Origin of the sequence: Streptomyces sp. NBC_01260, assembly GCF_036226405.1 — a bacterium.
Classification (GTDB): Bacteria; Actinomycetota; Actinomycetes; order Streptomycetales; family Streptomycetaceae; genus Streptomyces; species Streptomyces laculatispora.
Genome location: NZ_CP108464.1, coordinates 752,630 through 767,981, shown reverse-complemented (window position 1 = coordinate 767,981; position 15,352 = coordinate 752,630). Strand labels below are relative to the sequence as shown.

The window sequence follows — 15,352 nt, the reverse complement described above, 5'->3', positions numbered from 1 at the left end:
AGGGCCCGGCGGCCGGTATGGCCGACAGGGACATTCTGAACGGTATGCCACGTTCCTGGCGACAGATCGGACATGTCCGATTCGATGTCTGTCGTCAGCCGTCCCGCCGTACCCGTTACCGCGCCCGCACCGTGGCCAGCATCTCGCGGTCCGGCTGCAACGTCAGCGTCGGCACGGGGCCGACCGTGCCCGGATCCACCTCCAGTTCGAACCGGCGCGCGAGCACCGCCAGGATCAGCACCGCCTCGACCATCGCGAACCGCGTCCCCAGGCAGACCCGCGGGCCGCCGCCGAACGGGAACCAGGCGTACTCCGCGATCTCGTCGCCCGCGTCCGCGTCCCAGCGCTCCGGGCGGAACGCCTCCGGCTCGGGGAACCACCGCTCGTCGCGGTGCGTGACCCACTGGCTGCTCCACACCCTGGTGCCCTTGGGCATCGCGACGCCGCCGATCCGCGCCCCCTCCTTCGCGACCCCGGTGACCAGCCAGATCGTCGGGTACAGCCGCAGCGTCTCCTTGACCACCGCCTGGGCGTACACCAGCCGCGCGTAGTCGTCGAACTCCGGCTCCCGGTCCCCGAGCACCCGGTCCAGTTCCTCGTGCAGTGCCGCGCGCGCCCTGGCGTTGCGGGAGAGCAGGTACCAGGCCCACACCAGTGTCGAACTCGTCGTCTCGTGACCGCCGATATACAGCGTGACCGTCTCGTCGCGGATCTCCTCGTCCGTGAGGTGCGCACCCGTCTCGTCCACGGCGGTGAGCAGCCGGCTGAGCAGGTCCGGGCGCTCGTCCCCGCCGTCGCGGTGCCGGGCGACGACCCGGCCCACCTCGGCGTCGATGACCGCGGCGGCCTTCCTGATCCTGGCCCGTCCGGGTGTCGGCACCCAGTCCGGCAGCAGTGCGCCGATCCCCGCGAACTCCTTGCCGATCTCCGTCTGGGCCACGTCCATGGCCCGGCCCATCGCCTCGGCGTCGGCCGGTGTGTCGACGCCGAAGATCGTGCGGACGGCGATCCGCTGGGTCAGTGCCGCCATCTCCCGCTTGACGTCGATGCGTTCACCGCCCGACCAGGTGTCCGCCAGCTCCACCGTGCTGCCCGCCATGGTGGCCGCGTACGACCGCACCTGCTTCGGCCGCACGGAGGGCTGCACCAGCGAGCGCTTGCGCCGCCACTCGGTCCCGCGCGCCACCACCACGCCGTTGCCCATCACGGTACGGAACGCGATACCGAGGGCCGGCTGGTCGAAGGAGCGTTCCGTCTCGGTGAGCAGTTCGCCGATGCACTCCGGATCGGCCACGAATACGCAGGAGTTGGGACCGAAGTGCCACTGGACCAGGTCTCCGTGGCCGCGCAGCCGCTCGAAGAAAGCGAGGGGGTTCCGGGCGAACTGCGGCATGTTCCCAAGCAAGGGCAGCCCCTTCGGGCCCGGCGCGATCCGGTGGCCGCGCGGCTCGGCGCCGACGGCCGGACCGGTCTCCGTGGACATGAGAGGTCTCCGCTCCCTGGTGGCGCACCCGGGTCGGCGCGCGGCGACACGCCCCCGGCGGATCCGCTGACCATGACTCCTGTCACCGGCCTTGCGGAGTACGTGAGTTGTCGAGAGTAGCCGCGACGGGCGCGGTGCACGAGGTGGCCGGGCGGAGCTACGGGGCGCGGGTGTCCGCGCCGGGCCGGGCGATGCGGGGCGGTGGTGCGGCGCTCTGATGCGGGCGCGGCTGCACACCTTGCGCCGGTAGCCGCCGATGACCGCGATCCGCTCATGGCCCAGCGAGAGCAGGTGCTCGGTCGCCGTGCGGCCGCCCCGGTGGTTCGCGGCTCCGACCCGCGTGAACGCCCGGCGGGGTCCGGCAGCGTGTCGATCAGCACGAAGGGAATGCGGTGCTGGCGGAGCCAGGCGTACGGGGACGGTGTCAGTTCGGCACACGGCCTTCGAGGACCTTCGTGGGGTATACCTATTTGCCTAAAACTATTAGGTAACTGCATAATGGGTAACGTCTGACGAAGGGGAGATCATGGTGCGTGCAGGGCTGACCGCTGAACGCCTGGCCCGGGCCGGAGCGGAGCTGGCCGACGAGGTCGGCTTCGACCAGGTGACCGTCTCGGCGCTCGCCCGGCGGTTCGACGTCAAGGTCGCGAGCCTGTACTCGCATCTGAAGAACTCCCACGACCTCAAGACCAGAATCGCCCTGCTCGCCCTGGAGGAGCTCGCCGACAGGGGCGCCGCCGCACTGGCCGGGCGAGCGGGCAAGGACGCCCTCAGGGCATTCGCGGACGTCTACCGCGACTACGCCCGCGAGCACCCCGGCCGTTACGCCGCGGCCCAGCTGAGGCTCGACCCGGAGGCGGCCGCCGCCAGCGCCGGCGGCAGGCACGCGCAGATGACCCGGGCCATCCTGCGTGGCTACGACCTGACCGAGCCCGACCAGACGCACGCCGTCCGGCTGCTGGGCAGTGTCTTCCACGGCTACGTCAGCCTGGAAATGCAGGGCGGGTTCAGCCACAGCGCCCCCGACTCGCAGGAGAGCTGGTCACGGACCCTGGACGCCCTCGACGCCCTGCTGCGGAACTGGCCCGCGCCCTGAGCGGAGTTCCGTCACCGGTGGGCGGCGGCCGCCCACCGGTCCGACCCACCACGCCAACGTTCCGAGCAACAGGTAGAGACATGCACACTGAAACCGACTGGATCACCACGCCGATCACCGCAGGACTCCTGCGCGGGGCGCTGGACCTGGAGCACACCGAGCACGGGGTGCGTCCGCACCGGCTGCCCGCCCGCGCCCGTGCGCAGTGCGCCGACGGGCAGCTGGCCATGGCGGAGGCTCAGCCCTCCGGCGTACGGCTGGTGTTCCGTACCAGGGCCACCGGGATCGAGCTGGACGCACTGCGTACCAAGACGGCCTACCAGGGCGCGCCGCCCCGTCCGGACGGCGTGTACGACCTGCTCGTCGACGGCCGCCTCGCGGGGCAGGAGAGCGTGACCGGCGGCAACGTCCTCATGGTCGACATGACCGCCGGGACCGCCGAGACCCGGCCCGGCCCGGTCGGCACCGTACGGTTCCCCGGCCTGCCCGAAGGCGTCAAGGACGTCGAGATCTGGCTGCCGTACAACGAGACCACCGAACTCGTCGCCCTGCGCACCGACGCCCCCGTCGAGCCCACACCCGACCGGGGCCGCAAGGTGTGGCTGCACCACGGCAGTTCGATCAGCCACGGCTCCGACGCCGCGAGCCCCACCACCACCTGGCCCGCACTCGCCGCCTCCCTCGGTGGAGTTGAACTGATCAACCTGGGCCTGGGCGGCAGTGCCCTGCTCGACCCGTTCACCGCCCGCGCGATGCGCGACACCCCCGCGGACCTGATCAGCGTCAAGATCGGCCTCAACCTCGTCAACACCGACCTGATGCGGCTGCGGGCCTTCACCCCGGCGGTGCACGGCTTCCTCGACACCATCCGCGAGGGGCACCCCACCGTGCCGCTGCTGGTCGTCTCGCCCGTCCTGTGCCCCATCCACGAGGACACCCCGGGCCCGAGCGTCCCGGACTTCAGCAACCTCGGTGAAGGAAAGCTCCAGTTCAAGGCCGCGGGCGACCCAGCGGAACGGGCCGCCGGAAAGCTGACGCTCAACGTCATCCGGGAGGCCCTGAGCGGCCTCGTCGAGCAGCGCTCGGCCGACGATCCGAACCTCTACCACCTCGACGGCCGCAGCCTGTACGGCGAGCAGGACTTCGTCGAACTGCCGCTGCCGGACCAGCTCCACCCGGACGCCGCCACCCACCGCCGCATGGGCGACCGCTTCGCCGCGCTCGCCTTCGCCCCCGGCGGCCCGTTCACCGCCGGCCGCGCTTCCTGACCGGACGGCCGGACCCGGGTGGGGGCGGCATCAACCTTGCCCCCACCAGGACATCATGGGGCACCCACCCCAGCGCACCCGGAGCAACCGATGCCGCCGCACAGCTCTCCCCGGATCCTCGTCTTCACCCGCACTGCGGACTACCGCCACGACTCGATCCCCGACGGCATCGCCGCGTTCCGCGCACTCGGTGCGGAGCACGGTTTCGCCGTCGACGCGACGGAAGACCCAGTGGTGTTCGAGGACGGGCTGTACGGATACGCGGCGGTGGTCTTCCTCTCCACCAGCGGAGAGGTCCTCACACCCGCCGGGCGGGCCGGGCTCCGGGCGTACTGCGTGGCGGGCGGCGGCTTCATGGGGGTGCACGCGGCGGCCTGCACCGAGTACGACTGGCCGTTCTACGGAGAGCTGCTGGGCGCCCGGTTCGACCGGCACCCCGCGTTCCAGCCGGGCACCCTCGTGATCGAGGACCACGAGCACCCGGCCACCGCCCATCTGGGCGACACCTGGGACTTCGCCGACGAGTGGTACGAGTTCCGGGAGAACCCGCGCGGCCGGGTGCGGGTGCTCGCCTCCGCCGACGCGTCCTCCTACGAGGGTGGCACGGGAGCCGACCACCCCCTCGTCCGGACCCGTGAACACGGCGCGGCCCGGGTCTTCTGCACCGCGCTCGGACACGCCCCGCAGGCCTACACCGACCCGGACTTCCGCACCCACCTCCTCGGCGGGCTCCGCCATGTGATGCACCGGCCCCCGGTCTCCCCGCCTGCGTAACCCCCCGCTTCCGTAACGGAACACGCGGACGCCGCGCCCGCCGCCTTCGCGCACCCCGGGATGCTCCACGCCTGAGGCGAGCCGAACCGGGCCAGGGTGCAGGTCGCCGCCGGCGCCGATCCCTGGCTCGCCGGCTGGAACGGGCTCGTCGCCAACCCCCATGCCCAGTGCACCTGGGCCCCGTGCCCGGTGGCGACCGTGGTGCGCGGCGGAACCGGCCAGAACTACGGCTCGCTGTGCAACGACATCCACGCCGCCTAACCAGAACGCTCTGCCCTTGCCGTCGCCGAGCGGGGTGCCGTTGAGCCGGACGGCGAAGCACGAGTCGACGCCCTCGAAGCGCAGGACGGTCCGCCCGTCGCCGTCCGCGGGACACTGTTCGGGCAGTGTGAGCGGTACTCGGCGGTGGGGTTGGCGTCCGGGACCCGCGGCGGGTCCACCGGGAAGGGGTAGATCTGGTTGGTGTACGCGGGGGAGCCCCGGCGAGGTGCGTGCGGGACGCCGTCCAGCCGTCAGCACGACGGTGCGGAGACGGTCCCCCAGCCGGTGACATCGTGTGCCGGGTCCCCGAAGCCGGGTGTCAGGTCGTGGAGTCCGGCGCCGAGCCGGAAGTGCCAGTCGCCGTCGAGAACTCTCGAATGGCGCGGTTGGCTCCATCGGTGCGGACACGGCCTGGTTGCCTGCCGTCGGCCGGACCGGGGTGTCCGGTCCGGCCGACGGCCGTGCGTCAGACGCCCGGCGGGACCCGGGAGGGGCGGCCGTTGCCGCGGGTCAGCGAGTAGCCGAAGACGGCCGCGAACGCGCCCAGTACCCCGCCGCCGACGGTCCACAGCCAGCGGTCGGTCCACCAGCCGGACGCCCAGCCGTCCTCGGGCTCACCCGCGAGCGGGACCGGGGCGGCCGAGGCGCCGTCGGCGGCCTGCTCGACCGAGGAGACACCGGGTACCAGCGGCTTGGCGAGCGTGCCGTCGACGTCCCCGGCACCGCCCTTCCCGGTCGAGGTGACCTCGATCTCGGTCCGCACCGGCAGACCGAGATCCGCCGAGGGCAGATCGACGACCGTGAGGCGGACGTAGTAGCTGCCCGGCAGCGGGTCGTTGGCCCACGGCTCGGACCAAGCCCTGACGGTGCGCAGGACACAGGTGAGCTCGACCGTGGCGGCGTCGGCCGCGGCCTTGCCGGTCTGCTTGCCGTACATGCAGGCCTGGCGGCGGCGCAGACCGTCGTACACGTCGACCTGCCAGGTCGAGGCGCCGTGTCGGGTGGCGGTCTCGGGCAGGGTGACCTTCGCCTTGACGGTGGCCCGCTGGCCCGCGTCGGCCGGGAACACCCAGTACAGGTAGTCGCCCGTGGAGCCGCCGGCGGTGGCGGTCTGGTTCTGCTGGATCGCGGTGGCGGTACGGAAGGCGGTGCCCGCCTCCGTGGGGCCGGAGCCGTCGCCGGAGGCGCTGGGGCTCGGGCTCGCCGACGGGTCGTCCGCGACGGCGGCTCCCGCCCCGGTCAGCACGGCGAGGCCGGTCAGCAGCGCACCCGCGAGTACTCGTGTCGTACGGATCATCGGTTGGTCCTCCAGACGGCGATGCGCCAGCGCGAGATCCAGCCGGTCAGCAGGCCCGCGATCAGTCCGGTGAGGACGAGCACGCCGAGCAGCCACCAGCCGCGGCCGAGGCCGAACGCGGCGACGTCGGCCGCGTTGTCGGGACCGTCCACCACGTCGACGGTCAGCTCGACCGGCATACCGGGAGAGGTCTTCACCGAGGCGGGCGCCGAGAAGGAGTTGCTGACCTGGAGGCAGACGGTCTCCGCGACCGGCTCGTCGTCGCCCGTGTCCTGCTCGGGCTTCGGGTAGCGCAGCCCGGACGAGATGGCGTCGGTGCGCCCGGTGCCGGACTCGGAACCCCTGACGATCTCCCGGCCGTGCACGGTCACCGCTCGCAGCAGCGTCCCGTAGTCGTTGTTCACGGCGCGGTCCGCGAAGACGCTGGCCGAGGCGCGCAGCTCCTGGCCGGGCAGCACGTCCACCCGGTACCAGCGGTGCTCGCCGAACTTCTCGCGGTCGGTGTAGAGGCCCGCCTTGAGCTTCGGGGCGTCGGTGCAGCTGTCCGCGCCCTCGGCCGCCACCGGGGTGACGACGGGTTCAGCCGCCCGGTCGACCAACTGCTTGACGCGGCCGGAGAGTTCATCGGTGTGCTGGACGGCGGTGTAGGTGCCGCCGGTGGCCTCGGCGATGCAGGTCAGCTGCTTGCGGATCTTCTCGTTCGGCACCAGGCCGAGGGTGTCGATGACCAGGTGAATGCCGCGTGCGGCGATGTCGCGGGCCACTTCGCAGGGGTCGAGCGGGCCGCAGGTGTCCTCGCCGTCGCTGATCAGCACGATCCGGCGGGTGGAGTCGCCGCCCTCCAGATCGTCGGCGGCGCCCAGCAGAGCGGGTCCGATCGGGGTCCAGCCGGTGGGGGCCAGGGTGGCGACCGCGGTCTTGGCCTCGGTGCGGTCCAGCGGGCCGACCGGATAGAGCTGCTTGGTGTCCTTGCAGCCGACCTTCCGGTCGTCGCCCGGGTAGTCGGCGCCGAGGGTGCGGATGCCGAGCTGCACCTGCTCGGGCACCGAGTCCAGGACCTCGTTGAACGCCTGCTTCGCCGCGGTCATCCGGGACTGGCCGTCGATGTCGCGGGTCCGCATGGAGCCGCTGACATCGAGCACCAGCTCGACCTTGGGGGACGCTTTGGTGGGGGTTTCATCGGCCGCGGCGGGGAGCGCCGAGCCGAGCCCGGCGGTCAGGGTGGCGAGCAGAATACCCACCCCGACCGTCAGCCTTCTTCTTATGATCATCGCCGGATAGTAGTGAACATCAGTTCGCTATCCAAAACCGGTGCGCCGGCCTTCGCGCCCGCTTGTACCCGACGTACGACGGAATGTGACAGCAGGTCAGGCCAGGGGCCCGGTCGGCGCTGTCCGCCGGGTCTCGCACTCAGCCCCGCGGCCGGTCCGCGCCCAGCAGCGGTTGCGATGCCCGGTCCAGGACCGAGCCGATCCGCGCCCAGGTGGCCAGGTCCCTTTCGACCGCTGCCAGTTGCGGATCCTCGCCGGTCTGCCAGCCGGTGGCGATCGCCACCGGGTCCCTGCCCGTGACGGCCGACGCCGCGAGGGCCGCCGCACCCATGGCGACGAGTTCCCCGCCGGCCGGCACGGTCACCGGCCGTCCGGACAGGCGCCGTACGGTCTCCACCCACTGGTGGCCCCGGGCGCCGCCGCCGATCAGCAGCAGCGGCCGGGCCGCCACCTCCGGGTCTTCCGGGTCGAGCCCGCAGGCCCGGAGCAGTTCGTCGAGCGCGCGCAGCACGGTGAAGACCGCGCCCTCGTAGGCGGCGCCCAGGAGTTGCTGGGGGGTGGTGTCGTGCCTCAGTCCGGTGAGGAGGCCGGAGGCGGTGGGGAGATCGGGGGTGCGCTCACCGTCCAGGTAGGGCAGGAGCACGGCCTCGCCGCCGGGTGCGGCGTCGGCGCGGTCCAGGCCGAGCAGAGCGGCGACCTTGTCCACGGCGAGCGTGCAGTTGAGGGTGCAGGCCAGCGGGAGGTATGTGCCGTCGGCCGCGGCGAAGCCGGAGAGCGCGGGCGAGGCGGGCCTGGTCCGGGAGGCGGCGAAGACCGTGCCCGAGGTCCCGAGGCTGAGTACCGGGTGGTCCAGGAGCCCGGCGCCGCCGAGCCCGAGTCCGACGGCGGCGCTCATGTTGTCACCGGTGCCCGCCGCGACGGCGATACCGGCCGGCAGGCCGAGCGCCCCGGCCGCCCCGGCGGTCAGGGACCCGATGCGGGCCGCCCCGCTCGAAGCCACCTCGGGCAGCGACGCGGGCTCGATGGAGAGGAGTTCGAGCAGCTCGGGGTCGTAGGCGCCGGTCGCGGTGGAGTACCAGCAGGTGCCGGACGCGTCGCCGGGATCGGTGACGGCGACGCCGGACAGCCGCTCGGTCAGGAAGTCGTGCGGCAGCCGGATCGCGGTGGCCGCCGCGGCGGTGGCCGGTTCGTTCTCCCGCAGCCACATCCACTTCGACGCCGTCATCGCGGCCACCGGCACCGATCCGGTGCGCGCGGTCCAGGCGTCGGCCCCGCCCAGCGCCTCGGTGAGGGCGGCGGCCTGCGGGGCGGAGCGGGTGTCGTTCCACAGGAGCGCCGGGCGCAGCGGGCTGCCGTCCGCGTCCAGGACGACCAGGCCGTGCTGCTGGCCCGCCACGGCGATGCCGGTGACGGCCTCGGCGGGGACACCGGACTCCTTCAGCCCGGCGGCGACCGCGTCGCGCAGCGCCCGCCACCACACCTCGGGGTCCGTCTCGCGGGCCCCGGCCTCCCCGGTGACGGCATGAGGGGCGCGGCCGACGGCGAGCAGCCGGCCGGTCGCGATGTCGACGAACGCCGCTTTGGTGGACTGGGTGGAGCTGTCCACACCGATGACGACGGTATGCGGCGGCATGGCTGACCTCATTCTCTGGCCTCAGGGATCCCGCGCTGCGGTCTCGCTCTGCGGGCATTTGCTCGTACGAAGAACAAATTAGGTGATCGAACGTGCGGGGAACAGAGGTGAGGAGTGGATTTCCGACGACGTGGCGACGAGGGGGTTACGTCGCCGGGATGGTCCGTGCATGATTAATCATGACAGTGAACAAATAGAGGTTCGGCTGCCCGACCGGCTGCGGACCCATGGCACCGAAGGCGGATGGACCATGACCGAACGCTTCACCCCCACCCCGCAGGACAAGTTCACCTTCGGCCTGTGGACCGTGGGCTGGCAGGGGCGCGACCCGTTCGGCGACGCGACCCGCGCGGCGATCGACCCGGTCGACTCCGTCCAGAAGCTCGCGGAGCTCGGTGCCTACGGTGTGACCTTCCACGACGACGACCTGATCCCGTTCGGCTCGACGGACTCCGAGCGCGAAGGCATCGTGAAGCGGTTCCGTCAGTCGCTGGACGCGGCCGGTCTCAAGGTCCCGATGGCGACGACGAACCTGTTCACGCACCCGGTCTTCAAGGACGGCGGTTTCACGTCCAACGACCGTGACGTGCGCCGGTTCGCGCTGCGCAAGGTGATCCGCAATATCGACCTCGCGGTCGAACTGGGTGCCCAGACGTATGTGGCCTGGGGCGGCCGGGAGGGTGCGGAGTCCGGCGGAGCGAAGGACGTGCGGGTCGCGCTGGACCGGATGAAGGAGGCGTTCGACCTGCTCGGCGAGTACGTCGTCGACCAGGGCTACGGCCTCCGGTTCGCCATCGAGCCCAAGCCGAACGAGCCGCGTGGCGACATCCTGCTCCCGACCGTCGGCCACGCCCTGGCCTTCATCGAGCGTCTGGAGCGCCCGGAACTGTACGGCGTGAACCCCGAGGTCGGCCACGAGCAGATGGCCGGACTGAACTTCGCCCACGGCATCGCCCAGGCGATCTGGGCGGGCAAGCTCTTCCACATCGACCTCAACGGCCAGTCCGGCATCAAGTACGACCAGGACCTCCGCTTCGGCGCCGGCGACCTGCGCCAGGCCTTCTGGCTCGTCGACCTGCTGGAGACGGCGGGCTACGAGGGTCCGCGCCACTTCGACTTCAAGCCGCCGCGGACCGAGGACTACGACGGTGTCTGGGCCTCTGCCGCGGGCTGCATGCGCAACTACCTGATCCTCAAGGAGCGCGCCGCCGCCTTCCGCGCCGACCCGGCCGTGCGGGACGCGCTGCGCGCCTCCCGGCTGGACGAGCTGGCACAGCCCACCGCCGCCGACGGCGTGGCCGGACTGCTGGCCGACCGCTCCGCCTACGAGGACTTCGACGTGACGGCCGCGGCGGAGCGCGGCATGGCGTTCGAGGCCCTGGACCAGCTGGCGATGGACCACCTGCTCGGGGTCCGCTGACCCTGCCGCACGGGGTGCGGCCGTGCCGCAGGGGGCGGACACGCGCGGCGCGTCCGCCCCCTGCGTCCTCCTCGGCTCAACGGACCGCGGTCCGCCCCGCGTACGCCACCGGGTCGGCGAGCACGTCCGTCATGACCAGTGCCGCCGCACCCCGTGCCGCGTCACCCGCGACGGACGAGGCGCGGAGCCGGCCGCTTCCCGGCGACCAGAGCCCGGACACGACCCGGTCCGTCAGCTCCCGGTCGACGGGCGGCGACAGCCACGGCATCAGGTTCCGGTAGATCCCGCCGAGCACCACGGCGTCGGGGTCCAGCAGATTCACCGCCCCGGACAGCACCCGGCCCAGCATCCGGCCCGCACCGGCGACCGCGGCCACCGCCCGCTCGTCGCCCGCCCGGATGCGCCGCTCCAGTTCGGCGATCCCGACGCCGCTGCCGGTCTCCTCGATACCGGCGGCCCGCAGGAGCGCCGCCTGTCCCGCGTACTGCTCCAGACAGCCGCGCGAACCGCACCGGCACTGCGGCCCCTCCGAGTCCACCACCACATGCCCGATCTCCCCGGCGAACCCGTGCGCCCCGCGCAGCAGCTCGCCGTTGATGACCAGGGCGCCGCCGACGCCGATCTCGCCGGTCAGGTACAGGAAGCTCCGGATCCGCTCCAGCCCGCCGAACCACAGCTCGGCCAGCGCCGCCAGATTGGCCTCGTTCTCCGAACTCACGGTCAGCGCCTCGCGGCCGGGGCGCTCGTCGGCCAGTGAGGCCGCGAACAGCTCCTGGGCCGGGACCTGGTTCCAGCCCAGGTTCGGGGCCTGGCGCACCGCGCCGCCCGAGACCAGACCGGGCAGCGCCAACGTGACCCCGACGGGGAACAGCTCCTGCTCGCCCGCCGACTCCATGGTGCGCGCGGCGATCCTGGCCGCCCGCGCCAGTACCTCTGCGGGCGGCGCGCCCCGGTTGTCGAGGTGCTCGGTGAGCCTGACCCGGCCGGTGCCCGCAAGGTCGACGACGCACACCGACACATAGTCGATGTTGACCTCGACGCCGAGCCCGGCCGGACCGGTCCGGGCCATCTTGAGCGCGGTACCGGGCCTGCCCGCCTGTCCGCTGAACGTCTTGCCGGACTCGGTGAGGAACCCGCTGTCGAGCAGCTGCTCGACGAGCGAGGACACGGCGGCCCGCGTCAGCCCGACCCGCGAGGCGACCCCGGCCCGGGTCGCCTCGCCCTCGCTCTCGTCGCGGACGGCCCGCAGCACGAGGCTGAGGTTGCTGCGCCGGACGGTGTCCTTGTCGGCCTTGGGCCCCAGCGGCGTGAGGTTGCTCTTCATATCGCTGCCGAGCCTATGCGATCCCGTACGCCAGTACGGTCGGGATGCGCGGGCCCGACGGCACCGGCCACGCCCTGCTCAAGGGGCGTGGCCGGTCCATGGGTGTGGCCGGGGCCGGTGGGATCAGACCGCGGCCCCGCGCTCCTTGAGCATGTCCGCCATGAGCGCGATCTCCGACCGCTGGCCCAGCACCATGCCCGACGCCAGGTTCTTGATCTCGGCGGTGCCCGCCGCGGCCGCGGCGGCCTGCGCCATGTCCGCACCGGCCCGGTGGTGCGCGGTCATCAGCCGCAGGAACAGCACCTCGGCGTCCCTGCCCTTCGCCGCCCGCAGCGCGTCGAGTTCGGCGTCGGTCGCCATGCCGGGCATCAGCGCCCCCTCGCCGCGCGGGGTGACGGTGTGGCCCATCCACTCCATGGGCGGGCCGGGCGAACTCTTCGCACGGCCCCACATCTCCAGCCAGCCCAGCATCATGCCGCGCTGGTTGGCCTGGGTGTTGATGATGTCGAACGCGAGCCGGCGCACCGCCACATCGGTGGTCCGGTCCCGGACGATGAACGACATCTCGACCGCCTGCTGGTGGTGGACCGCCATGTCGCGGGCGAACCCCACGTCCGCCGAGGTCTCGGCAGGGGCGGACGCCGCCGCGGTCGGAGCGGGGGCAGAGGACGAGGGGCGTGCCAGCATGAGCGCGACCAGGGCCAGTGCCAGCACCAGCAGGGCACCGCCGGCCAGCACCATCGGACGGGACGCACGCGCCGAGGAGGTCACTTGGCGATCCCGCCGCTGCACGCGGCGCCCGGCTCAGGGGTCTGCGGGCCCTGGACGTACTTCGTGAAGAACTGCGCCACCCGGGCGTCGGTGGCGCTCTTCACGGTCAGCTGCTTTCCCCAGGCGTTGAGCATGAGCGGGGCGGCCTGGTCCTCGACGGGGCTCATCAGGGAGTACGGGGTGGCCGAGACCCGTTCGCCGAGCTTCTTGACATCGGCGGGCTTCGCCTTGCCGTTGTACGTGACCCAGACGGCGCCGTGCTCCAGCGAGTGGACCGCGTTCTCCTTCGGTATCGCCTCCGTGTAGACATCGGCGTCGCAGTTCATCCACACCTGGCTGTGGTCGCCGCCGACCGGCGGGTTCATCGGGTAGTCGACCTTCTTGTCGACGTGCTCCCGCGAGAGCTTTTCCCAGCTCTTCTCGCCCTGGACGGGCGAGGACTTGGCGGCCGTCTCGGCCTTGTCCTGCTCGTCGGCGGTGTTCATCAGGTAGCCGCCGCCCACGACGAGGCCGGCCACGACGGCGACGGCGGCGGTGATCGTGATGATGCGGCTGCGGCGCTCACGGGCCCGCTCCTTGCGGCGGGCCTCCTCCAGCTTGGCGCGGCGGGCGGTGGCAGGCGTGTGCTGCTTCTTGGCGGAGGTCATGACGGGTCCTCGGGTTCGGTGAGCCGGACGGTTCGCAGACAGGCGTATGTGTCCCCGGGGTGCGGGGACAGGCCCTGCTGCTAGATCCGTTGAACCTGGAGGCGCAGGCTGTCGACGTCGCCGACGGCGTCGTTGGAGGGGCCCCGGATGCCGGCGGCGCCGGTGAGGGAGCCGGCCGGGAGGACGGCCGGGGCGCAGGGGAGCGCGGCCGGGGCGGGTGGGGCGGGCAGGACGACCGGCGTCGCATCGTCGGGTGTGATGTGGCAGGAACTCCCGATGCCCCTGTCTCCCGGAGCGTCGGCCACCACGATCCGCGCCGCGGCCGCGGGCGCCGGAGTGATGGTCCGGGGAGCGGCGAAGGGGGCGCTACGGTGCTGCGCCTCGGCGGACTGCGCGGAGGCGAGCGAACAGCACGACACCATGGCGAGCAGGACGAACACCCAGCTGAGCAGCACCGAGGCGCGGGCGTCGCGTACCCGGTCGGTTCGTCCACTCGGCCTGTTCATCCCGGACATCGTACCGGTGCGTGAAGATTCAATGAGTGCGGATGCCGGTTCGGGAAGCTGTGGATGTGCGGGGGAAGGGGTTCCGCCGGCGTCACGGCGGGATAGTGTGCTCCGGTGACAACGCACTCGAACGTATCTGCGGGCTGGTATCCGGATCCGCACGGCGCGCCCCAGCTGCTGCGCTACTGGGACGGCTCCCAGTGGACCGAGCACACCAACCCGGCGGGCGGGCAGCCGCAGGCCCCGGCTCAGGGCCAGGCCCCCGCTCAGGCGCAGGTACCGCAGCAGCAGGCCGCTCCGCAGCAGCAGTACCAGCAGCAGGCGGCTGCCCAGCAGTCGGCCGCGGCGCCGCAGCAGGGGGGCGCCCCGGGTGCGGGCTCGCTCTTCAACCAGCAGGTCCTGGTGGTGAACCAGAAGGCCAAGCTGATCGAGGTGACGAACGAGTACAGCGTCTTCGACCAGCACGGCAACACCGTCGGCTCGGTCGTCGAGGTCGGTCAGGGCGCGTTCCGCAAGGTGCTGCGCTTCCTCACCAGCATCGACCAGTACCTGACCCACCGTCTTGAGATCCGTGACGCCTACGGTCAGCCGCAGCTCCTGCTCACCCGCCCGGCGAAGTTCATCAAGTCCCGGGTCATCGTGCAGCGGCCGGACGGCGGACAGGTCGGCGAGATCGTCCAGCAGAACGCCATCGGCAAGATCAACTTCGCGATCATGGTCGACGGACAGCAGGTCGGTGCGATCAAGGCGGAGAACTGGCGCGCCTGGAACTTCGCGATCGTGGACCACAACGACGCCGAGATAGCCCGGATCACCAAGACCTGGGAAGGCCTCGCCAAGACGCTGTTCACCACGGCGGACAACTACGTGCTGCAGATCCACTACCAGCTGCCCGAGCCGCTGCTGAGCCTGGTGGTCGCGACGGCGCTGACCGTGGACACCGCCCTCAAGCAGGACTCCCGCGGCCTCGGCTGAGTCCGGCCCCGCGCACCCGACCGCCCGCGCCCCGCACAGCACAGGTGTGCGGGGCGCGGGCGGTTGCGCGTACTCAGGCCTCCGGGGCGTCCTTCTCTCCATCGGGCACGGCTTCCGGCGGCCCCAGCCTGGCGAACACCGCCGCGAGGATCACCGCGGCCAGTGCCCCGGCGGCCACGCCGCTGCCGAAGACCGTCCGGGCCCACACCGGCGTCCCCGCGTACATCTCGGGGGCGAAGACCGGCAGCAGCCCGACGCAGAGCGCGAGCGCCACCACGATTGCGTTGGTGCCGTGCGTGAGGTTCTCCCGGCTGAGCATGCCGAAGCCCATCGTCGCGATCACCGCGTAGATGATCAGCCCCGCGGCGCCGACCACCGGCTCCGGGATGGCGGCGAGCAGCCGGGAGCGGCGTGATGGGACCGCACAGGATCAGCAGCACCCCCGCGCCGGCCGTGACGAACCGGCCGCGCACCCGGGTCAGCTGGACGATGCCGATGTTCTCGGCGCTGGTCACCATCAGCGACGTACCGAAGACCCCGGCGCCCAGCGAGGTGACGGCGTCGGCGCGGATCCGCGGGATGTCCTGGCGGTCGGCATCGCGGACCACGTCCGGGCGACGGACGAA

At 72.2% G+C, this 15,352-nt stretch carries 14 protein-coding genes and 2 pseudogenes; 6 read left to right on the top strand and 10 right to left on the bottom strand.

Annotation, left to right across the window (positions count from 1 at the left end; translation table 11 throughout):
• Nucleotides 1–115: 115 nt before the first annotated feature.
• Nucleotides 116–1,483 (bottom strand): cytochrome P450, encoded by a 1,368-nt coding sequence (locus tag OG322_RS03510; RefSeq protein ID WP_329307699.1) that lies wholly within the window; start codon nt 1,481–1,483, stop codon nt 116–118.
• A gap of 526 nt (nt 1,484–2,009) precedes the next feature.
• Here OG322_RS03510 and OG322_RS03500 point away from each other — a divergent pair.
• From OG322_RS03500 to OG322_RS03485, 4 genes and pseudogenes are all read left to right on the top strand, one after another.
• Complete coding sequence (locus OG322_RS03500; RefSeq protein ID WP_123464280.1) at nt 2,010–2,579, top strand: TetR/AcrR family transcriptional regulator; 570 nt, start codon at nt 2,010–2,012, stop codon at nt 2,577–2,579.
• A gap of 80 nt (nt 2,580–2,659) precedes the next feature.
• A complete protein-coding gene (locus tag OG322_RS03495) occupies nt 2,660–3,847 on the top strand; it encodes an SGNH/GDSL hydrolase family protein (RefSeq protein WP_123464283.1) in 1,188 nt (395 codons plus the stop codon).
• 90 nt (nt 3,848–3,937) lie between these two features.
• Nucleotides 3,938–4,621 carry a ThuA domain-containing protein gene (locus OG322_RS03490; RefSeq protein WP_329306020.1) on the top strand — a complete coding sequence of 228 codons (684 nt, stop codon included), beginning with the start codon at nt 3,938–3,940 and terminating at the stop codon, nt 4,619–4,621.
• A gap of 24 nt (nt 4,622–4,645) precedes the next feature.
• Nucleotides 4,646–4,879 (top strand): annotated as a pseudogene (locus OG322_RS03485) (alginate lyase family protein); the annotation flags it as partial.
• Nucleotides 4,880–5,348: 469 nt separating this feature from the next.
• Here the strand turns inward: OG322_RS03485 and OG322_RS03480 are convergent.
• From OG322_RS03480 to xylB, 3 genes are all read right to left on the bottom strand, one after another.
• Nucleotides 5,349–6,179 carry a hypothetical protein gene (locus OG322_RS03480; RefSeq protein WP_123464287.1) on the bottom strand — a complete coding sequence of 277 codons (831 nt, stop codon included), beginning with the start codon at nt 6,177–6,179 and terminating at the stop codon, nt 5,349–5,351.
• Nucleotides 6,176–7,450: a VWA domain-containing protein gene (locus tag OG322_RS03475; protein WP_164494476.1), complete on the bottom strand. Its 1,275-nt coding sequence runs from the start codon at nt 7,448–7,450 to the stop codon at nt 6,176–6,178. Before OG322_RS03475 ends, OG322_RS03480 begins: the two co-directional genes overlap by 4 nt.
• Before the next feature lie 139 nt (nt 7,451–7,589).
• A complete protein-coding gene (gene xylB / locus OG322_RS03470; protein ID WP_266410619.1) occupies nt 7,590–9,083 on the bottom strand; it encodes a xylulokinase in 1,494 nt (497 codons plus the stop codon).
• 250 nt (nt 9,084–9,333) lie between these two features.
• Here xylB and xylA point away from each other — a divergent pair, with 250 nt between their 5' ends.
• Complete coding sequence (gene xylA / locus OG322_RS03465) at nt 9,334–10,503, top strand: xylose isomerase (protein WP_123464293.1); 1,170 nt, start codon at nt 9,334–9,336, stop codon at nt 10,501–10,503.
• 76 nt (nt 10,504–10,579) lie between these two features.
• On the opposite strand, the gene OG322_RS03460 is transcribed toward xylA, so the two are convergent.
• The 4 genes from OG322_RS03460 to OG322_RS03445 all read right to left on the bottom strand — a co-directional run bounded on the left by OG322_RS03460 (nt 10,580) and on the right by OG322_RS03445 (nt 13,751).
• Complete coding sequence (locus tag OG322_RS03460; RefSeq protein ID WP_329306018.1) at nt 10,580–11,827, bottom strand: ROK family protein; 1,248 nt, start codon at nt 11,825–11,827, stop codon at nt 10,580–10,582.
• A gap of 123 nt (nt 11,828–11,950) precedes the next feature.
• Nucleotides 11,951–12,568 carry a DUF305 domain-containing protein gene (locus OG322_RS03455; RefSeq protein WP_443066587.1) on the bottom strand — a complete coding sequence of 206 codons (618 nt, stop codon included), beginning with the start codon at nt 12,566–12,568 and terminating at the stop codon, nt 11,951–11,953.
• A 26-nt stretch (nt 12,569–12,594) separates the two neighbouring features.
• Complete coding sequence (locus OG322_RS03450; protein ID WP_329306016.1) at nt 12,595–13,245, bottom strand: DUF3105 domain-containing protein; 651 nt, start codon at nt 13,243–13,245, stop codon at nt 12,595–12,597.
• An 80-nt stretch (nt 13,246–13,325) separates the two neighbouring features.
• Nucleotides 13,326–13,751: a hypothetical protein gene (locus OG322_RS03445; protein WP_329306015.1), complete on the bottom strand. Its 426-nt coding sequence runs from the start codon at nt 13,749–13,751 to the stop codon at nt 13,326–13,328.
• Between the two features lie 114 nt (nt 13,752–13,865).
• Between OG322_RS03445 and OG322_RS03440 the strand changes: the two genes are divergently transcribed.
• Nucleotides 13,866–14,726 carry a phospholipid scramblase-related protein gene (locus tag OG322_RS03440; RefSeq protein WP_123464301.1) on the top strand — a complete coding sequence of 287 codons (861 nt, stop codon included), beginning with the start codon at nt 13,866–13,868 and terminating at the stop codon, nt 14,724–14,726.
• 73 nt (nt 14,727–14,799) lie between these two features.
• On the opposite strand, the gene OG322_RS03435 is transcribed toward OG322_RS03440, so the two are convergent.
• Together OG322_RS03435 and OG322_RS03430 are read right to left on the bottom strand one after the other, a co-directional pair.
• On the bottom strand, nt 14,800–15,102 hold the full coding sequence (locus OG322_RS03435; RefSeq protein ID WP_329306014.1) for a hypothetical protein: 303 nt from the start codon (nt 15,100–15,102) through the stop codon (nt 14,800–14,802).
• Between the two features lie 94 nt (nt 15,103–15,196).
• Nucleotides 15,197–15,244 (bottom strand): annotated as a pseudogene (locus OG322_RS03430) (hypothetical protein); the annotation flags it as partial.
• Nucleotides 15,245–15,352 lie beyond the last annotated feature (108 nt).

Excerpts from the sequence above, each read along its gene's own strand:
- OG322_RS03510 (WP_329307699.1), bottom strand. The coding sequence starts at position 1,483 with ATGTCCACGGAGACCGGTCCGGCCGTCGGCGCCGAGCCGCGCGGCCAC.
- OG322_RS03495 (WP_123464283.1), top strand. The coding sequence starts at position 2,660 with ATGCACACTGAAACCGACTGGATCACCACGCCGATCACCGCAGGACTC.
- OG322_RS03500 (WP_123464280.1), top strand. The coding sequence starts at position 2,010 with ATGGTGCGTGCAGGGCTGACCGCTGAACGCCTGGCCCGGGCCGGAGCG.
- xylA (WP_123464293.1), top strand. The coding sequence starts at position 9,334 with ATGACCGAACGCTTCACCCCCACCCCGCAGGACAAGTTCACCTTCGGC.
- OG322_RS03490 (WP_329306020.1), top strand. The coding sequence starts at position 3,938 with ATGCCGCCGCACAGCTCTCCCCGGATCCTCGTCTTCACCCGCACTGCG.
- OG322_RS03475 (WP_164494476.1), bottom strand. The coding sequence starts at position 7,450 with ATGATCATAAGAAGAAGGCTGACGGTCGGGGTGGGTATTCTGCTCGCC.
- OG322_RS03480 (WP_123464287.1), bottom strand. The coding sequence starts at position 6,179 with ATGATCCGTACGACACGAGTACTCGCGGGTGCGCTGCTGACCGGCCTC.
- xylB (WP_266410619.1), bottom strand. The coding sequence starts at position 9,083 with ATGCCGCCGCATACCGTCGTCATCGGTGTGGACAGCTCCACCCAGTCC.
- OG322_RS03450 (WP_329306016.1), bottom strand. The coding sequence starts at position 13,245 with ATGACCTCCGCCAAGAAGCAGCACACGCCTGCCACCGCCCGCCGCGCC.
- OG322_RS03445 (WP_329306015.1), bottom strand. The coding sequence starts at position 13,751 with ATGAACAGGCCGAGTGGACGAACCGACCGGGTACGCGACGCCCGCGCC.
- OG322_RS03460 (WP_329306018.1), bottom strand. The coding sequence starts at position 11,827 with ATGAAGAGCAACCTCACGCCGCTGGGGCCCAAGGCCGACAAGGACACC.
- OG322_RS03455 (WP_443066587.1), bottom strand. The coding sequence starts at position 12,568 with ATGGTGCTGGCCGGCGGTGCCCTGCTGGTGCTGGCACTGGCCCTGGTC.